Source organism: Sphingomonas aracearum (genome assembly GCF_003345355.1).
In the GTDB taxonomy this organism is placed as follows: Bacteria; Pseudomonadota; Alphaproteobacteria; order Sphingomonadales; family Sphingomonadaceae; genus Sphingomonas; species Sphingomonas aracearum.
The window spans coordinates 1-15993 of sequence record NZ_QQNB01000004.1 but is presented as its reverse complement, the minus strand read 5'-3'; the positions used below and the strand labels follow the sequence as shown (position 1 = coordinate 15993).

At 66.1% G+C, this 15993-nt stretch carries 15 protein-coding genes; 6 read left to right on the top strand and 9 right to left on the bottom strand.

Features of this window, described 5'->3' with window-relative positions; genetic code table 11:
* Positions 1-145 precede the first annotated feature (145 nt).
* A complete protein-coding gene (locus tag DVW87_RS15770) occupies positions 146-2395 on the top strand; it encodes an AAA family ATPase (RefSeq protein ID WP_114688799.1) in 2250 nt (749 codons plus the stop codon).
* 56 nt (positions 2396-2451) lie between these two features.
* Here the strand turns inward: DVW87_RS15770 and DVW87_RS15765 are convergent, their stop codons facing one another.
* The 7 genes from DVW87_RS15765 to DVW87_RS15735 all read right to left on the bottom strand — a co-directional run bounded on the left by DVW87_RS15765 (position 2452) and on the right by DVW87_RS15735 (position 9335).
* On the bottom strand, positions 2452-5076 hold the full coding sequence (locus tag DVW87_RS15765) for an AAA family ATPase (protein ID WP_181814870.1): 2625 nt from the start codon (positions 5074-5076) through the stop codon (positions 2452-2454).
* Positions 5073-6188, bottom strand: a complete 1116-nt coding sequence (locus tag DVW87_RS15760; protein WP_114688797.1) for a metallophosphoesterase family protein — start codon at positions 6186-6188, stop codon at positions 5073-5075. The genes DVW87_RS15765 and DVW87_RS15760 overlap by 4 nt, the downstream gene beginning before the upstream one ends.
* A gap of 45 nt (positions 6189-6233) precedes the next feature.
* Entirely contained in the window at positions 6234-6539 is a 306-nt protein-coding gene (locus DVW87_RS18250) for a DUF5818 domain-containing protein (protein ID WP_220149837.1), read from the bottom strand.
* Between the two features lie 6 nt (positions 6540-6545).
* A complete protein-coding gene (locus DVW87_RS15750; protein ID WP_147276288.1) occupies positions 6546-6935 on the bottom strand; it encodes a hypothetical protein in 390 nt (129 codons plus the stop codon).
* Positions 6936-7594: 659 nt separating this feature from the next.
* The gene (locus DVW87_RS15745; protein WP_037447094.1) at positions 7595-8092 is read right to left on the bottom strand and encodes a hypothetical protein; all 498 of its coding nucleotides are present in this window, start codon (positions 8090-8092) and stop codon (positions 7595-7597) included.
* A gap of 34 nt (positions 8093-8126) precedes the next feature.
* Positions 8127-8762, bottom strand: coding sequence for a zinc metalloprotease (locus DVW87_RS15740; protein WP_037447097.1), 636 nt, complete (start codon positions 8760-8762; stop codon positions 8127-8129).
* Positions 8763-8774: 12 nt separating this feature from the next.
* Entirely contained in the window at positions 8775-9335 is a 561-nt protein-coding gene (locus DVW87_RS15735; protein ID WP_114688795.1) for a hypothetical protein, read from the bottom strand.
* A gap of 552 nt (positions 9336-9887) precedes the next feature.
* Here DVW87_RS15735 and DVW87_RS15730 point away from each other — a divergent pair.
* The 4 genes from DVW87_RS15730 to DVW87_RS15710 all read left to right on the top strand — a co-directional run bounded on the left by DVW87_RS15730 (position 9888) and on the right by DVW87_RS15710 (position 13893).
* On the top strand, positions 9888-10484 hold the full coding sequence (locus DVW87_RS15730) for a recombinase family protein (protein ID WP_062127319.1): 597 nt from the start codon (positions 9888-9890) through the stop codon (positions 10482-10484).
* The gene (locus DVW87_RS15725) at positions 10477-12129 is read left to right on the top strand and encodes a DDE-type integrase/transposase/recombinase (protein ID WP_114688879.1); all 1653 of its coding nucleotides are present in this window, start codon (positions 10477-10479) and stop codon (positions 12127-12129) included. Before DVW87_RS15730 ends, DVW87_RS15725 begins: the two co-directional genes overlap by 8 nt.
* Positions 12129-13109, top strand: coding sequence for an ExeA family protein (locus DVW87_RS15720; RefSeq protein WP_114688794.1), 981 nt, complete (start codon positions 12129-12131; stop codon positions 13107-13109). The genes DVW87_RS15725 and DVW87_RS15720 overlap by 1 nt, the downstream gene beginning before the upstream one ends.
* 343 nt (positions 13110-13452) lie before the next feature.
* Positions 13453-13893 carry a DUF411 domain-containing protein gene (locus tag DVW87_RS15710; RefSeq protein WP_239017954.1) on the top strand — a complete coding sequence of 147 codons (441 nt, stop codon included), beginning with the start codon at positions 13453-13455 and terminating at the stop codon, positions 13891-13893.
* 31 nt (positions 13894-13924) lie between these two features.
* Here DVW87_RS15710 and DVW87_RS15705 read toward each other — a convergent pair whose 3' ends face one another.
* Positions 13925-14146 (bottom strand): hypothetical protein, encoded by a 222-nt coding sequence (locus tag DVW87_RS15705; RefSeq protein WP_058733717.1) that lies wholly within the window; start codon positions 14144-14146, stop codon positions 13925-13927.
* A 415-nt stretch (positions 14147-14561) separates the two neighbouring features.
* A complete protein-coding gene (locus tag DVW87_RS15700) occupies positions 14562-15314 on the bottom strand; it encodes a MauE/DoxX family redox-associated membrane protein (RefSeq protein WP_041043302.1) in 753 nt (250 codons plus the stop codon).
* A gap of 62 nt (positions 15315-15376) precedes the next feature.
* Here DVW87_RS15700 and DVW87_RS15695 point away from each other — a divergent pair, with 62 nt between their 5' ends.
* Entirely contained in the window at positions 15377-15784 is a 408-nt protein-coding gene (locus DVW87_RS15695) for a MerR family transcriptional regulator (protein ID WP_114688792.1), read from the top strand.
* The last annotated feature ends 209 nt before the right edge of the window (positions 15785-15993 follow it).

Genomic DNA, 15993 nt, shown 5'->3' with positions numbered 1-15993 from the left:
GCGGGAAACGGACGCGGACGGTCGCGGTCGGACGCTTATCGCCGCTGACGTTCAAGCGCTGCGCTGCACGGCATCGAGAGGCGTCGCGCAAGATGCCCTCGCTGGCCGGTCGAGCCGCTGCTATCGCGGTCAGCGGAGGCGCGTGATGCTGACGCAAATCAAGAAGATCAGAGGTCTGGGCGTATTCGACAATTACGCGGCTGTGGCGGATCTGCCGTCGTTCGGCCGCTACAACGTCATCTACGGCGAGAACGGCGCCGGCAAGACCACGCTCTCGCGACTGCTCGGCTGCCTCGAGGCGGGACAGCACGCCGACCATCCCGATCTCGACTACACGATCGAGACGCCCTCCGGCGCCCTCGTCCGAGGCACCAGCTATGGACACCGGGTGCGGGTGTTCAACAGCGACTTCGTGGAAGCGAATATAGGCCGGCTCGACGGTCCGTTGCGTCATATTCTGATACTCGGCGAAGAGAACAAGGAGATAGCGGCCGAGTTGGAGGTCGAGATCGCCACGCGCGATCATCGTATCCGGAAGCTCGATGAGCTCGATGCCACGGTGACGAAAACGGAGAACGAGAGGGGCAAATTGTTCTCCGCCATTGCCAAGACCATTGGCGAGGCGACCAGCGGATCATCTCTCCGAAGCTATCGAAAGCCGGATGCACAGACGGCCTATACGAAGCTGAAGGCGCATGTCCCGCTGGCGGCGACCGCGCTGGAGCAGCACCGCGCGACCATTCGGCAGGAGGCGATGCCACCGATCGGTGAGTTGCATCCGCCGGAGATGAGGTCAGCCGACGGTGAAGTTGTGGAGCTGCTGGCACATGTTGCGGCAGCCGGCGCGCGCGCGGAGACGCTGATCGCTCGCTCAACGCACGCGGCGGTCATCAATCGCCTGGCAAAAAATCCCGATATCTCGACATGGGTCGAAGCGGGGTTCCACCTTCATGCCGCACACGACCGGAGACGATGCGAATATTGCGATCAGCTCACGCCGGCGGAACGCTACGAGGCGCTCGCCCGCCACTTCAGTGACGAAGATCAGATCTTGAAGGGTGAGATCGCAGCGGAGCAGGCTGACCTGCAGAGAACGGCGGCGGCACTGCAGCGCTTTCCCACCCGGGAAACGGCAGCACTCTATTCCGAGCTGCGCGACGCTTGGACGGAGGCGAGCGAGCGCCGCGATCGAGCGATCGAGGACGTTCTGTCGCAGTTGGAGATGGTCTCCGCCGCTCTGCTGGAGAAGCTGACGCGGCGGACCGAGGCCTACCGAGTCGACCTTGCAGTCGACGTCGAGCCTTGCCGCGTAGCGCTTGACGCGCTGGTGACGATCGCGGGGCGGCATGATGCGAAGACCGAGGATTTCGGGAAAGCACGCGAGGAGTCCAGAGCGGCGGTGGAGGCCCATTATCTGGCCTCCATCCACGATCAGGTCCAGCAGCTCGACGCGCAGCTTGCGGGCTTTCAGGCCGAAATCGGACTGCTCAGGACGGGCGGTGCGGCGTTGGAGGACACGCGGGGACTGGAAGCCTTGGAAGCCTCGATCCGGGAAAAGCAGGCCAAGGTCTCAAGCGCGCATGCCGGGGGCGAAGACCTGACGACCCACCTGGTGCAGTTCCTCGGACGGACCGATCTACGCTTCGAGTCAGGAGGCGACGGCTATCGTGTGCTGCGGCGCGGTAAGCCGGCCAAGCGCTTGAGCGAGGGTGAAAGGACTGCGATCGCGTTCCTCTATTTTCTCGTCCAGCTCCGGGACCAACATTTCGATCTCGCGCAAGGCGTGGTCGTTGTGGATGACCCGATCTCAAGCCTCGACGCGTCAGCTATCTACCAGGCATTCTCGTTCCTGAAGAATGAGACCCAAGGCGCCAAACAGCTCTTTATCATGACGCACAATTACGAGTTCCTGCGGCTGCTGCTGAATTGGATGAAGAGCACGCCGAGGGCGATTACCAAAAGCTATTGCATGGTGCTTTGCGCCGAGACCGCCGATGGCCGATCGGCCCGGCTTGCCCCATTGGACAAGCTCCTGATCGAGCATGCCACCGAGTACCACTACCTGTTCAAGGTGCTTTATAGCTTCAGGTCCGACGGAACGATCATGGGCTGCTACCATGTTCCGAATATTGCCAGAAAGGTTCTCGAGACCTTTCTCGACTTTCACGTGCCCTCGAACCGCAGCCTCTACCAGAAGCTCGAGGAGACGGCTTTCGACCAGCATAAGAAGACGGCGATCTACAAATTTGCGAATGACCTCTCCCACCACACCGGAAAAGCGTTCGATCCGGCGCTGGTCGCAGAGACCCAGAAGAACGTCACCTATCTTCTGGAGATGATCGAGACAGTGGCGCCACTCCACTTCGCCGGATTAAAGGCCCTCTCAGAGGCCTGACAATCGTTTTGGAGGAGCGGGGGCTAGTCCCATGTCGTCCGCGGACGCGGGAGTCCTCAGGCGGCCAGCAGGAGTCGGTTCCCGCCGACGTGCCGGAAGGCACGCTCGCGGCAGGTAAGAAGGATCACCTGCATGCGTTCGGCCGCCCGGGTCAGGATATCGGTCATGATCTCCAGCCGGGCATCGTCCGAGTAGACCAGCGGGTCGTCCAGAATCAGCGACACCGGCTCGCCCTTATCGAGCAGCAGATCGGCAAACGCCAGCCGGGTGAGCACCGCCAGCTGTTCCTGCGTGCCGCGGCTGAGGTCGCCGCAGCCCTCGCTGACGCCGCTGCGCGCGATGGATGTCAGCCCCAACTCCTCGCCGAATGTGACGTCGCAGTCCGGCAGCACCCGACGGACATACTGGACGGCGCGCCTCGTGACCGGTCCCAGGAACGTCCGCGAAGCCGCCTCCTGTGCCTCGCGCAGCGTGGTCCGCAGCAGATCCAACGCGTCCGCCTCTGCGGTCAGGCGCCCGACCGCCTGTTCTGCCGCGGCCTCCTCCTCACGTGCAGCGTCGAGTTGGCCTGCCAGACCCTTTGCACCCTCGCTCGCGATCGTGGCCTCCAGGCCGGCGATCTTCTCGATCAGCGCCAGCCGACGGTCGCCGGCACCGGCCGCTGCCTTGTCGATGTTCGCGAGCCTGAGTCTCAGCCGATCCAGGTCGAACGCGCCGACCGCCTGTTCGGCCGCGACCCGGTCGCGCAGGCGCTCCACCAACTCGCCCTCGGTCGCGACCAGATCGGCTTCCAGGTCGGTCCGGCTCCTTGCGCCGGTGAGCGCTGCCAGCTGCGTCCGCGCGTTCGCTAGGTCACGAGCCGCCCCTGCCGCCTCGAGCCCGAGCTTGCGCGACGTCTCCTGGGCGGTACGGAGCTGCTCGACCGCTGCGGTGTGCCGTCCGATTGCGGAGCGCTCCTCCTCCGAGCGAAGGATCTGCTCGGCCTCAAGGCCGGGCACGTCGACAGGCGTGTCCTCTTCGGCTGTCTCATCAGCCTCTTTCGCCAGCAGCGCGCGAAGCGCCGCGCTGCCTGCCGCCAGCCCGATCGTCGGATCGGCGACGCACAGGGTGTCCACCTGCCGCTTCAAGCCCTTCACGGCCTCTCCGGCCAACCTGGCATCGTTGGCGCGCGCGACCGCGTCGGCATAGCTCGCGACGCCGAGCCGAGCCTCCGCGGCCGCAAGCGCACCTTCGGCAGCCTTCAGCTCGGCCGCGGCCGAGCCGGTGCCGGGGGGCACGACGTGTATCTTCGCATGACGGCCCACCGCGATCAGCGATGGCGCGGTGACCTCTCGCGCCGCATCGCCCATCGGCTCGCCGTCGATGGTGACCGGGGTGCCGTCCAGGCTCGTCACCTCCACCCGAACCGCGCCCGCCGATAAGACCGCGCGGGCCTCCACCACGGTCTTGTCGAGCCGGGCCAGCTCCTCCAGCTGCTCGGACGCGATCGCCTGATCCGCTACACGTTGCTGCCCGGCCAGCTCGGCTTCGAGCGCGTCGAGGCTCGTCATCCGCTCCCGCGCACGCGCGATCGCCTCGGACCGCTGCCGGCTCGCGACTGCGGCGCGACCCGTGCGGAGTGTCGCCTCGGCCGCGTTGCGGGCCTCGCGGGCACCGGACAGCGCGGTCCGGGCGTCTTCCTCGTTCCGGATGGCCGCTTCCCGCTCATCGCCATGCCGCTCGACCGCGGCATTCGCGGCGGTCTTGGCCGCCTCGGCTTCCTCCACCGCCATCTGCGCCGCGTCGATCGCGGCAAGCTTCTCCGTCAGCCGCTCCACGGTGCCGTTTGCCGTGTCGTACCGCGCCTGGGCCGTCACCAGACGCTCGGCCGAGGACTCGGCGAGTTTCAGGTCGGCCGCGAGCCGGTCACGCAGCGCGGCCCGCTCCTCGTCCCCCAGTTCGCGCTCGATGCGACGTCGGGCGGCGCGCGCATCCTCCAGCTCGGTCAGCGTCGCCTCGTGCGACTGGGCGAGCGTTTCGATACCGGTACGGTGCTCGCGCGCTACGGTGAGCCTATTCTCGGCCGCGGCGAGCCGGCCCGTCGCCTTGCCGCGGCTCCCCGTCCTGAATTCGGCGTAAGCCTCCTCGACCCGAGCACGGACGGTGTCGAAGCGCCGTCCACCCGTGATCGCGCCCACCTCGCCCTCCAGCGCGGTGCGGACGTTGTCGCGCACCAGCCGGTTGGGCGCGTCGACACGAAGAGCACTGGCCTGCTCCACCCAGAGCAGACCGAGCGCGCCGCGCGTATCTGGGTCGGTGCCGCGATTGTTGCCGCGTTCGAAGCCGAGCAGCGCCTGCAGCTGCTCTTCCGCTGAGTCGCTCTCGAAGCGCCCGCGCGGGCCGGTGAGCTGCACCCTATGCGAGCGTAGGAATTGCTTTTCGACCTGCCAGCGCTCGCCCGCCACCTCGAACTCTACCGCGACCCTGGGCGCCACGTCGTCTCCGATCGGGCAGTAGGAGCGGGTCAGCTCCGTCCTGGCCGAGTGACGGATGAACAAGGCCGCGCGCAGCGCCTCCAGCAACGTCGACTTGCCGGTTTCGTTAGGCTCGACGACCACGTTCAGGCCCGGCTCGAAGCCGTCGAGCCGCAGCGGCCGCCGGAACCGACGAAAATTGTCCAGTTCGAGCGAGACGATCCTCACCGTGCGCCCTCCGTCGCCCGGATCGCCTCGACGTAGAGCCGCTCTAGAGCCGCGGCCGCTACCGGGTAGTCCGCACCGCCCGCGTCGACTCGTGCTTTCAATAACAATGTGGCCGTGGCCAGCGCGCCTTGAATGTCGATCGCGGCGATGTCGTCCTCGGTCGGCTGAGCGGTCAGTTCAGTATCGTCGACGTCGAGCCAGCGCAGCGCATGGCTGAGATCGTCCGAACAGGTCCGCCCGACCGCAACGCGGTCGGCGAGGGATAGCGTACCCGAAAGCACGAGCCTCACCAGGGTGGAGGCCTGATCCACCGACGCCCGCAAGTCCCGCAGCTCGCGCTCGAAATCATCGAGACCGGCCAGCGTCCAATGCCGCTCAAGCCAGCGGTAGCGGCCTGTTTCCACCCTCTCGATCACGGGCGTGGCGCCGCGACGCACGTCGGCGAAAATGACGCCGCCCGGCTCGTCTCGCCCGAACCGGTCCACCTCCGGCGTGCCGCTATAGGCGGCACGCTCACCGATGGGCATGAAGCCGTGCCAGTCGCCCAGCGCCAGATAGTCGAGCCCGGAGCGCTGGGCACGGTCGGGCGGGATCATGTTGTTCGCTTCGCCGCGCGCGCCGAAGTCGACGACCGAGCCGTGCGCGAGCCCGATGCGAAGGGCACCGTCCGGCGTCGCCATGCCGTCGAACGCACTCGTCGGGTCATCGCGGGTACGCCGGTGCTCCAGCGGAGCGGGCAGCAGCCACGCGTCTTCCTCCATCTCAACCGGCTCGGGCGTGTCGACCACGCGTACGTTGGCCGGCGCCGCACGGCGCACGCGCGACCACAGTCCGTCCGATCGGGCATGATCATGGTTGCCGGGCAGCAACCACCAGGTGCAGGGTGCCCGACCCATGCGGGTCACCGCCTGCACGACCTCGCGGTCGGCTGGACCGGTGCTGTCGAACACGTCACCCGCGACCAGGACGTGAACGGCGTCACGCTCCCGCGCGAGCGCGCCGATCCTGTCGATCGCATCGAAGCGCGCTTCGCCCAGCGCGGTCCTGACCTCCTGCGGAAAGCGGCCGAACGGCTTGCCGAGCTGCCAGTCGGCGGTGTGGATCAGGCGCATGGGCGCTGCGCCGCAGTCGTGGCATTTCCCGTCATGCTCAGCACTCTAACGCGGCGAACGATTGGGGAACAAGGCCGACGTGCAGCGGCGGATCACGCTGGCTCTGACGCTCGGCACTCGAGCAGCGGATTTGTGTCCACCGATGTGTCCGTCAACTGCTTCGAAGGACCGCACCGCGAGCAGGTCGAAGCCGTCGCGCGTGCCCGTGACCCGGACGCGACGGCCAGCAAGTTTGCCCGCCCCGCTTGGCGCATCGAGACGCCACTCGCCGCCATCGTCGTTACGAAGGATTAGCGAACGCCCGTTCCGCAGCAGCAGTCCGATCAGATCATGAGCAGTCCCGCGCGGCACCGCCGTTCAGCTTTTCAGGTTAAGGTGACGCAGCAGCGCCTGCCGGTTCGCGTCGTCGGCATCGTACAGCGTCAGCCAACTTGCGGCGAAGTCGTCCGAGTGTCGTTTCCAAGCGGCATAGGCGTCGTCGGGCGATACGGTGATCCGCTCCGCCGCGAGTGCGGCGACAAGGCGCTCTACGTCATCATCAACCGACCGCCGGCGAGCGTGCTTGTCAAGGTCGGGTTCCAGACGGGCGTGAACCGGTTCCTTAGCGCTCTGCGCCGCTTCGGCTGAGTCAGACGCCGCCACAAGGCTGGTGTTCGAGGGGCTGCCGGTCTGGTCGTTTCCCATAGTTCCGACCGATCGTTGGTCGAGGTCGGCGAGTCGCGTGTACTCCTCAACTGGCATGATCACGAGCAGGGCAACGCCGTCCCGCTCGACGGCGACTGCACCATTCTCAGCCGCTGATAGGCATGCACGCACCTGTGCCGGTGTGGTAGGAAAAGAGATGCTTCGCATCGCTACATCGTAGCATCGTGTTTTTAGCCGAACGAGCCTCAGCAGAAGCAAAACCGCAGACGGGTTTGCGGCGCGCGCCACTCGTGCTTTCAGTATTTCTATGTCTGACCCGCCCTGCTGCAGGCAGGTCGGCAACATGGCTATTGTAGCCCGGGGTAATCGGTGGATCGGGACGCACGAGTGCTGGCGAGGATAACGCTTGAGGTCAGGGGTGGCGTCGCATACTTACCTGGCCTCGTACTCAAAACCTTAAGCGTGACCTGCACAGCCCCACGGGATGTCAAGCAACTCGCTGAGTTCGCCGATGCCGCACTATTTTTCTCCCGTCCCGATCAAGGTGACAAGTGCGGTCCCGACGCGAGAACATACCTACTTAGGTGTAGCTGCTCGCAATCGGATGGGCTCCTGCTCGCAAACGGATCACCTTTCTGCTCGGATTAGCTGACAGTAAGCGCGCGCGCCTGCTCACGCTTTTCGATAATGTGCTCGCGATCTCCCGCGGCTGCTCGCAATCAGCGCGCCGCGCTCACGCTTAGCGCTACTGACGGGAATGGTCAGAATCTGATCCCCTCAACCAACCGAGCTGCGGCCTGGCAGTTCGCGGTGGTGGCGCACCAAGCCCTGACTTCAAGGCCCGGGCTCCGAACACGACGACGTTGCGCCTCCGCATCGAGAGGGACGATAGCGGCGTAGAGGAGATCGGGCTCTTTCTGTCCGGGGCTTGCTGGCCTGAACTTCCGGAGAGTCACCCCATCGATGTTGAGCGTCGAGGGCGCGGCCGCGGAAAGGGGCCGGCGAGCCAGGCCGTTCCCGAACGAAATCTCCACCCGATAACCGTCCCCCTCGACCATGCGGCCGTCCACGTCGCCCTCCAGCTTAGTGGTTCGCGCCTGTCCCACGTCGAACGTGCAGCAGCCGGCGATCAGCAGGCGGTCGCCGGCCACATTGCGGGGGTGGATCGAATACTCGGTTCCGACGGGGCCGGAGAGCTCGGTGGGCCGCGGCTCCTTCTCGGAGCCGCGGTCGCACCCTGCCAGGGCGATGAAGGCCAAAAGCCATCCCGCCCCGGTAGAGGCTTTGCCTCGGTCAGCCATAGAACCCGACCAGCAGCGCCCGCTCGTCAGAGCATAGGCTCCGCTTGATCTGCCCAGGGTTGAGATAGGTCGTCATCAAGCATGGCCCTGTCGAACCATCGGTGCGGTGGTCCATTCCTTTCACGTGACCCATCTCATGCGTCATCGCGGACTGCCAGTCGATATGCTGGCCGATGTTGCTCGGCGTGATCGACGAACCGCAGATCAAATCGGTCGATTGCGCCGTGTCGCCCGTGTCGTAGTAGATGCGGTCGGTATTGACGTACACGGTCGCGTCGATCGCCTGCGCAGGCGCTGGCCCGGAATAGCCGTAAATGATGGTCCGCATGATCGCCGACATGCTGGAGCCGTCCTGGATGTTGATGAAATCCGGGTCCTCGGTCGCCGAGTAGTAAGTCGACGTGTAGTTCTGCGTCGTTCCGGTGAGCTGGAACGAGCGCCCTGCGGCGTTGATCGTGTCGACCGCGGCCTTGGTGTTGGCGTCGCAGGCGGCCGGAAGCGCATAGTTGATCTTCACACCCCGCGACCCGTTCGGGAAGTAATAGGGTTGCGGGATCGGCCCGGCGAACGCCGGTGCGGCGTTGGCGAGGGCAAGCACGCAGGCGAGCAGCGCAGATTTCCTGATCACTTTTCCTACTCCTTACTTCGTGGCAGCGGTGAGGGCGTCGAGGGTGGTGGCGGTCGGATATCCGCCGGTCGGAACCAGCGACTGTCCGTTCACCAGAAAGACGGGCACGACCTCGACGACACAGCTGGGGCACCGCGCGCTTCCACCCTGAGGAGCAAGCTCCTTTTCGTAGCGCGAGCGCGACGCGAGCAGGGCAACCGGCGCACCGTTCGCCAACGGATCCTCGTCGCTTGCCGAGAGCCGCCGCCCATCGGGCAGCTTACCGCTCGTCCGCCGAAGCTTGAGCGTGTCGCCCACCTTGGCCTTGCCCCTCAGCACCTGGTCGACGACCACCGACACAGAGGACGACGCACCGTCGTCGAGCTGCTCGGCTTCGTCGGTTCCCGAGACATGACCGATCACCACGGTGTCGGCGAGCAGCGCTTCCTGCCCAACCGTGGCACCACCCCTGATATGTGCCGCCGCGGCTTGAACGAATGCGGTGGACGCCTCAGCCGACCGTCGCAGATCGCCCGCGTGAAGCCCATAGATTGAAAGCGTCTGCGCCACGTCGACGAGGAAAGCGTCGTTCAACGCCGAACGGGCGGCGTCGTCGGTGACGAACCGTGGCGAGGGTGGCGTGAGCCGGGGCCGCTTTCACGATTGCGTTCACCTGTCCGAAGTCGGCCAGGTCGCCCAGCTTGCCCGACCGACGCTGTTGGACGTCGCGTTTGTGGGCAAGGAAGGCTTTCGTGCTTTCCTCTTGTGAGCGCTCGCCCTGATCTTGGGCGCTCGCCGCCACTGTGCAGAGCAACAGCGCGGAGCCAAGCATTGTTCGATAGAACCGAGTACGCATCACTCACTCCTTCAAGCGTCAGTTTCAACTTGGTCCGCTCCTTCACCTGAAGCGAACCAGCCCGACTCATCTTGAGCACGGAACAAAGGGTGAACGATTTAGAATCCTACATTGCAAGCCTTTTTTCAGGGTCCCGGCCCAGCTTCTCTGAAACGAGGGTTTCTGACGAGCGCTCGTCGCCAGTCAGGTCCCAACGGGTTTCCGCGGGTCGCACCTTCTCAAAACTGTTCTGGAATCCTGCTTCGCAGAATGCTACGCCCGTGACGGGTTTGTAGAACAATCGAGGGCCGATGCGGGTCGGGTACGCCAGGGTGAGCACGATCGACCAGTCGCCCGAGCTCCAGCTTGAGGCGCTGCGCCGCGCCGGGTGCGAGAAGGTGTTCACCGAAAAGGCGTCCGGGGCCAAGGACGATCGCCCCGAGCTGGCGCGCATCTTCACCGACGTGCTGCGCGCGGGCGATACGCTGGTCGTGTGGAAGCTCGACCGGCTCGCCCGGTCGCTGAAGAAGCTGATCGCGACCGCGGAGGAGCTGGAGCGCGAGAAGATCGGCCTCGTGTCGCTGACCGAGAGCATCGACACGACCACGCCGGGCGGGATGCTCACCTTCCATGTGTTCGGCGCTATCGCCCAATTCGAGCGCGCACTGATCCGGGAGCGCACTACCGCGGGGCTGACCGAGGCCAGGCGGCGTGGCCGGAAGGGCGGACGCCCGCCCTCGATGCGCCCGGCCGACATCGCCGCGGCCAAGGCGCTGATGAAGGAGGGCAGCTTGCCTGTGCGCGACATCGCGCGCCGGCTCAACGTATCCGTCGCTACCCTGTACCGGTATGCCGGCAAGCGCGGGGGGCCTGCGGACGGGGTGGAGGCTGACCGGCTGCGTGCCTGATCGGGCAAAGCGGCCGCCCGGCGAGGCGCTGGTCGACCTGCGTCGAAGGCTGTCGCTCTTGCCCCCGCGCGACGCGGGGCGCACCGAGATCATCGGTCGCGCCGCTCATGCCTACGGCATCTCGGTCCCGACCATGTACCGCGCGTTGCGCGAGCTCTCCCGCCCCAAGTCGATCCGGCGCGCCGACCACGGCCGGACCCGGGTCGCCCCGCAGGCGGAGATGGAGCGCTACGCCGAGATCGTCGCGGCGATGAAGCTCAGGACCCTCAACGGCAAAGGGCGGCACCTCTCGACCGCAGAGGTGATCCGCCACCTGGAGGAGACGGGCGTCGAAACGCCCGACGGGCTGGTCAGGGCACCGCCCGGGCTGCTCAAGCGGGCGACGATCGACCGGCTTTTGCGCGCGACCGGGCTGGACCTTGCCCGCGCCACACGCCCGACCGCGGCCGTGCGGTTCCAGGCACGGCGTTCAAACGAGCTGTGGCATTTCGACATGAGCCCGTCCGACCTGAAGCAGGTCGCCACCCCGCTCTGGGTCGAGGAAGGCCGCGGAAAGCCGACCCTGATGCTGTTCTCGGTCGTCGACGATCGTTCGGGCGCGACCTACCAGGAATATCGCTGCGTCTATGGCGAGAACGCCGAAGCGGCGCTCCGCTTCCTGTTCAACGCCATGTCGGCGAAGCCGGAACCCGAGCTGCCCATCCAGGGCATCCCGGCGACGCTGCACATGGACAAAGGCCCGGTCAGCCGCTCGGCCGTGTTCCAGTCGGTGATGGGCAGCCTGGGCGTGCGCGTGCTCACCCATAGTCCGCCCGACCCGCAGGAGCGCCGCACGGCCGCTCGCGCCAAGGGCAAGGTCGAGCGGCCGTTCCGCACCATCAAGGAGGTGCATGAGACGCTCTATCACTTTCACAAGCCGAAGGACGAGGAAGAGGCTAACCTGTGGCTCAGGCGGGCGCTCGTCACCTACAACAACGGCGGCCATCGCTCCGAACCGCACCCGCGCATCGAGGACTGGCTTCGACACCTGCCCACCGACGGCGTGCGCGCGATGTGCTCCTGGGAGCGGTTTTGCGCATTCGCGCGCGAGCCCGAGCGGCGCACCGTCGCGGGCGACGCGACCGTCTCCGTCGAGGGCGCCTCCTATGAGGTCGAGCCCGAGCTCGCCGGCGAGACCGTGACGCTGCTTTGGGGCCTGTTCGATCAGGAGTTGTTCGTCGAGCATGACGGGAAGCGGTTCGGGCCGTTCCAGCCGTCGCGCGGCGCGGTCCCTCTCTACCGCTACCGCAAGTACCAGAAGAGCAAGGCGGAGGAGCGGCTCGACAAGGTGGTCCGGCTCGCCGACCAGCTCGGGCTGCCCCGCGCCGCGGTGACGGGCGGCGACCGCCCGCTCCCGTCGTTGCCGTTATCAGCCCGCGATCTGGCGGTGCGGACAAGGCCGTTTCCGGAGCCGGTCGTCGAGAAGGCCCATCCGACGGCGCTGGCGGCCCGTCAGGCCATCGCGGCTCAGCTATGCCGGCCGCTCGGATCGCTGCCCGAGGAGGACCGGCGGTTCATCGTGGAATTGCTTTCCGAGACGCTCGACAAGATAACGGTCGCCGACCGCGTTCGCGAGCGGCTTCAGACCCGACGAAGGGAAGGTTGATGCTCGCCGACGTGCAACAGGCTTACGGGCTCGCCAGGCCGTTTCAGGGTGCCGGTAACTTCGAGACCGAACACCAGTCCATGCTCGTACGCGAAGTGTGCGCAGCCGTGCAGACCGGCCGCCTGGTGGTCGTCTCCGGGCTGGTCGGCTCGGGCAAGACGCATCTTCTCCGGCGCATTGAGGACGAGCTCACGCGCGCGGGCAAGGTGACGGTCGCGAAGTCGCTTGCGGTCGACAAGCGGCGCACGTCGCTCACCTCGCTGATCGAGGCCATGTTCTACGACCTCTCACCCGGCGACCGCGCCCAGGTGAAGATCCCCAAGCAGGCCGAGCGTCGCGAGCGCGACCTTCGCGATCTGATGAAGAAGGGCAGGCGCCCGGTCGTACTCGTGGTCGACGAAGCGCACGATCTCCACCACAAGACGCTGACCGGCCTGAAGCGGCTTATGGAGGTGGTCGCCGACGCCGGCGTACTCCTGTCCGTCCTCCTAGTCGGCCATCCTCGCTTGCGGAACGATCTCAGGCGTCCGCAGATGGAGGAGATCGGCTACCGCACCACCATCTTCGACTATGAAGGCATCGGGGCCGACCAGCGCCGCGACTATGTGGCCTGGCTGCTCGGGGCCTGCGCGGCCGAGGGGGTCAAGGTCGCCGACCTCATGGACGAGGACGCGGTCGACATGCTCGCCGAGCGGCTCCGCACGCCGCTCCAGATCGAGATGCATCTCACGCTCGCGTTCGAGCAGGGGTTCCGGCTCGACGCCAAGCCGGTCACTGCCGACATCGTCGAGCAGGTGCTCAGCCGCGCGATTGACGACCTCGAGCCCACGCTGACCCGCAACGGCTACGACGCGACCGCGATCGCGCAGCAGTTCAACGCCAAGCCGTCGGAAGTGCGCGCGTTCCTGGCGGGCTCGCTCGACCCGGATCGCGGCCGCGAGCTGACCGAGCAGCTCCGGCAGGCGGGCGTGCCGGTGTGAGATACCCCGTGTTGCTCGGGATCATGCAATGTGAGCATGAGGGCACCGATATCGAGCAAGCTACGCTGAATGCGAGCACAGCGTCGTTGAGCGCGAGCACGCGCGGTCGCCCGTTCTCACCAAGGGTGAGCAGGAATCTACGCTGATTGCGAGCAAGACAAGCTAGGAGTGCGAGCGCCTACACCTAAGGTTCGTCAGATGGCCACCAAGACGATCGCAGAGCAGACCCGCGAGGTCGGCGAGTTGAACGCCTGGCTGCGGGCGCATGGCAAGCGCGCCCAGTAATCGACTATCGTCCTCCCCCCGTCAGCGTGCGGGGGGATGGCCACTCGGGAACTCAGATATGGATCGGTTTCGCCTTCTTGCCGCCGCGCTGGCGGTCGCTACCCCTGCGGGAGCTCTCGCCGCGGGCCCCGTCCTGATGCACCGCGATCCAGGCTGCCCGTGTTGCGAGAAATGGGCGCAGCAGGTGAAGGCGCAGTTCGGCCGCGCCGTGCGCGTCGTCGACGATGCGAACCGGCCGGCGTTTATGAAGGCACGCGGTGTGCCTCAGGACCTCGCCTCGTGTCACACTGCCATCATCGACGGTATGGCCTTCGAGGGCCACGTCCCGATCGCCGACATGAAGCGCGCCCTTGCCACGCATCCGAAGGGCGTCACCGGCCTCGCTGTCGCCGGAATGCCGATGGGCTCACCCGGCATGGAAATGCCGGGCATGAAGGCCCAGGCCTATGACGTGATCGCGTTTGGGCCGAGCGGCCGCAGAGTGTTCGCCCGCCATTGAAAAAGGGAGGCGCGAACGCCTCCCTCTCCGCTTACTTCTTCTGCATGCCCGACATGTCGTGACCGGCGTGCTCGCCGTGCTTCATGTCCTTCATGTCGGCGCAACAATCCTTCTTCGCGCCGTCCTTGTCCTTGCAGCAGTCGGCGCCATCCTTGCAGCACTCCTTCCCGGCGCAGCAGTCAGCGGCGGCAAAGGCCGTGGCGGGAACGAGCGCGAGCGCGATGGCCGCGCCGATGAACTTGATGGTCTTCATGTGTAATTTTCCTCGAATGCACTGATTGATCGGAATCCACGTCGATCAGGCGGTTCGAGGAGGTGGCGGCGCAGGACCGCCCGAGCGACCAACAAGGGCATGAGGCTCGGGTGCGGGCGGGTCCGTCCGCACGGCGAGCTGCGGCGCGGGAGACGGGTGAATATCGAGGGCCGTTGCGATGCAGGCTCCAACGCAGTCCACCAGAGGGGCCTTTTTCACGGGAGCGGGCGGCGCGCGATCGCAATCGGCCATTCCGGCATGCGCCTCCGCAGGCGGAGCCGCCTGCGCGATGGCCTCGCACATTGGGCCCATCCGCACGAACAGCATCGCGCCCAGCAGGAGCAGCGCGAGTGTGCGGGCGAGGCGGCCGAAGCTCATGCAGCCCTTCTAGGCTGCGCCGGGACGCCGCACCGGATCAGTGCGCGACGCCCAGCACCATCCAGATCGCCATGGCGACCATCATCACGTTCTCGGTGAGCGACAGGAAGCCCAGCGGCACATTGCTGTCACCGCCCACGCACGCGCATTTGAGCTCGCGCTTGTCGACATACACGGCCTTGATGACCGAGACCGCCCCGATCGTCCCGATCACCAGCGCGATCGGCACCGACAACCAGGTCAACACGCCGGCCGCCATCAGCACGCCCGCCGCGCCTTCCGCGTAGGGGTAGATATAGGAGTATGGCACCCAGCGTTTGGCGAGCAGATCGTAGTTGAGGAACATGGTCGCGAACTTCTCGACGTTCTGGAGCTTCAACAGCGCCAGCACGCACATGGAGAAGGCGATGAACCACTCACCGGCGCGTACCGTGAACGGTGTGCCGAGCACGGCATAGCTGGCCGCCAGCGCCATCAATGCCGTCATCGCGAACACAACCGCAACCGGCCGGTAGGTCACCGCCTTAGGGTCGGCCACGGTCTTGCCGAAAAACCGGCGCAGATCGTCGTAGCCGCCTACCCGCTCGCCACCGATGAAGGTCTGCGGTGTCGTTTTGACCCCGTGCTCGGCTTTGAATGCGTCGGTTTCCTCGCGCGTCGTCAGCCAATGGTCCTCGACCTCGTAGCCGCGTCGGTGCAGCAGGTCCTTTGCCTTCAAGCCGTAGGGGCAGGTGTGCGTCGGCATCACCATGCGGTAGATCGTTGCCTTCTTGGGCGCCGCGGTCGCCATGTTCTTCTCCACCATGTTCGCGACACCTATATAGGGGCCGTACTATGGTACGGAGTCAAGGCATGGCCGACGTGACAATTGCGGGGCTCGCGCGCGAGGGTGGCGTCGGTGTGGAGACCGTGCGCTATTATCAGCGCAGAGGATTGCTTGAGACGCCGGAAAGGCCGGAAGGGTCGGGCTCGAATGGCGGTATCCGCCGCTACACAGCGGACGATGTTCGGCGGCTCCGATTCATCCGATCGGCGCAGGCCGCTGGCTTTACGTTGGAGCAGATCGGAGAACTGGTGGCGCTGGACGCGACCGACGATCGCGCTCGGGCACGCCAGCTTGCCAACGAGCGGATTGCGGCGCTGGATGCGAAGATCCAGGAGCTGAAGCGAGTCCGCGCATCGCTCCAGCGGCTTGCTCGCGAATGCGGGTCCGGCAGCGGAGGCCCCTGCCCGATCTTAACGGCCTTCGAGGCGGATTGAGACCAGTGCCATGCTGCTAGCTAGCTTAAGAGGTCCTCCTTTCTGCCCGGGTCCGAGGGCCGGCATGAGCGTCAGAACCTCTCGAGGCTGTTGAAAAACGGCTGCTTGCGACGGTGACGAGGGCGTGATTCACTCCGGCAAAGCGGTGGGGGGATCACGGGCATGATGGGTCGGCAGGTGGCGCAGGGGGCGCTGTTCTACGGCTTCCG

Excerpts from the sequence above, each read along its gene's own strand:
- DVW87_RS15700 (WP_041043302.1), bottom strand. The coding sequence starts at position 15,314 with ATGGCGACCGCGGCGCCCAAGAAGGCAACGATCTACCGCATGGTGATG.
- DVW87_RS15720 (WP_114688794.1), top strand. The coding sequence starts at position 12,129 with ATGCTCGCCGACGTGCAACAGGCTTACGGGCTCGCCAGGCCGTTTCAG.
- DVW87_RS15730 (WP_062127319.1), top strand. The coding sequence starts at position 9,888 with ATGCGGGTCGGGTACGCCAGGGTGAGCACGATCGACCAGTCGCCCGAG.
- DVW87_RS15695 (WP_114688792.1), top strand. The coding sequence starts at position 15,377 with ATGGCCGACGTGACAATTGCGGGGCTCGCGCGCGAGGGTGGCGTCGGT.
- DVW87_RS15770 (WP_114688799.1), top strand. The coding sequence starts at position 146 with ATGCTGACGCAAATCAAGAAGATCAGAGGTCTGGGCGTATTCGACAAT.
- DVW87_RS15710 (WP_239017954.1), top strand. The coding sequence starts at position 13,453 with ATGGATCGGTTTCGCCTTCTTGCCGCCGCGCTGGCGGTCGCTACCCCT.
- DVW87_RS15705 (WP_058733717.1), bottom strand. The coding sequence starts at position 14,146 with ATGAAGACCATCAAGTTCATCGGCGCGGCCATCGCGCTCGCGCTCGTT.
- DVW87_RS15760 (WP_114688797.1), bottom strand. The coding sequence starts at position 6,188 with ATGCGCCTGATCCACACCGCCGACTGGCAGCTCGGCAAGCCGTTCGGC.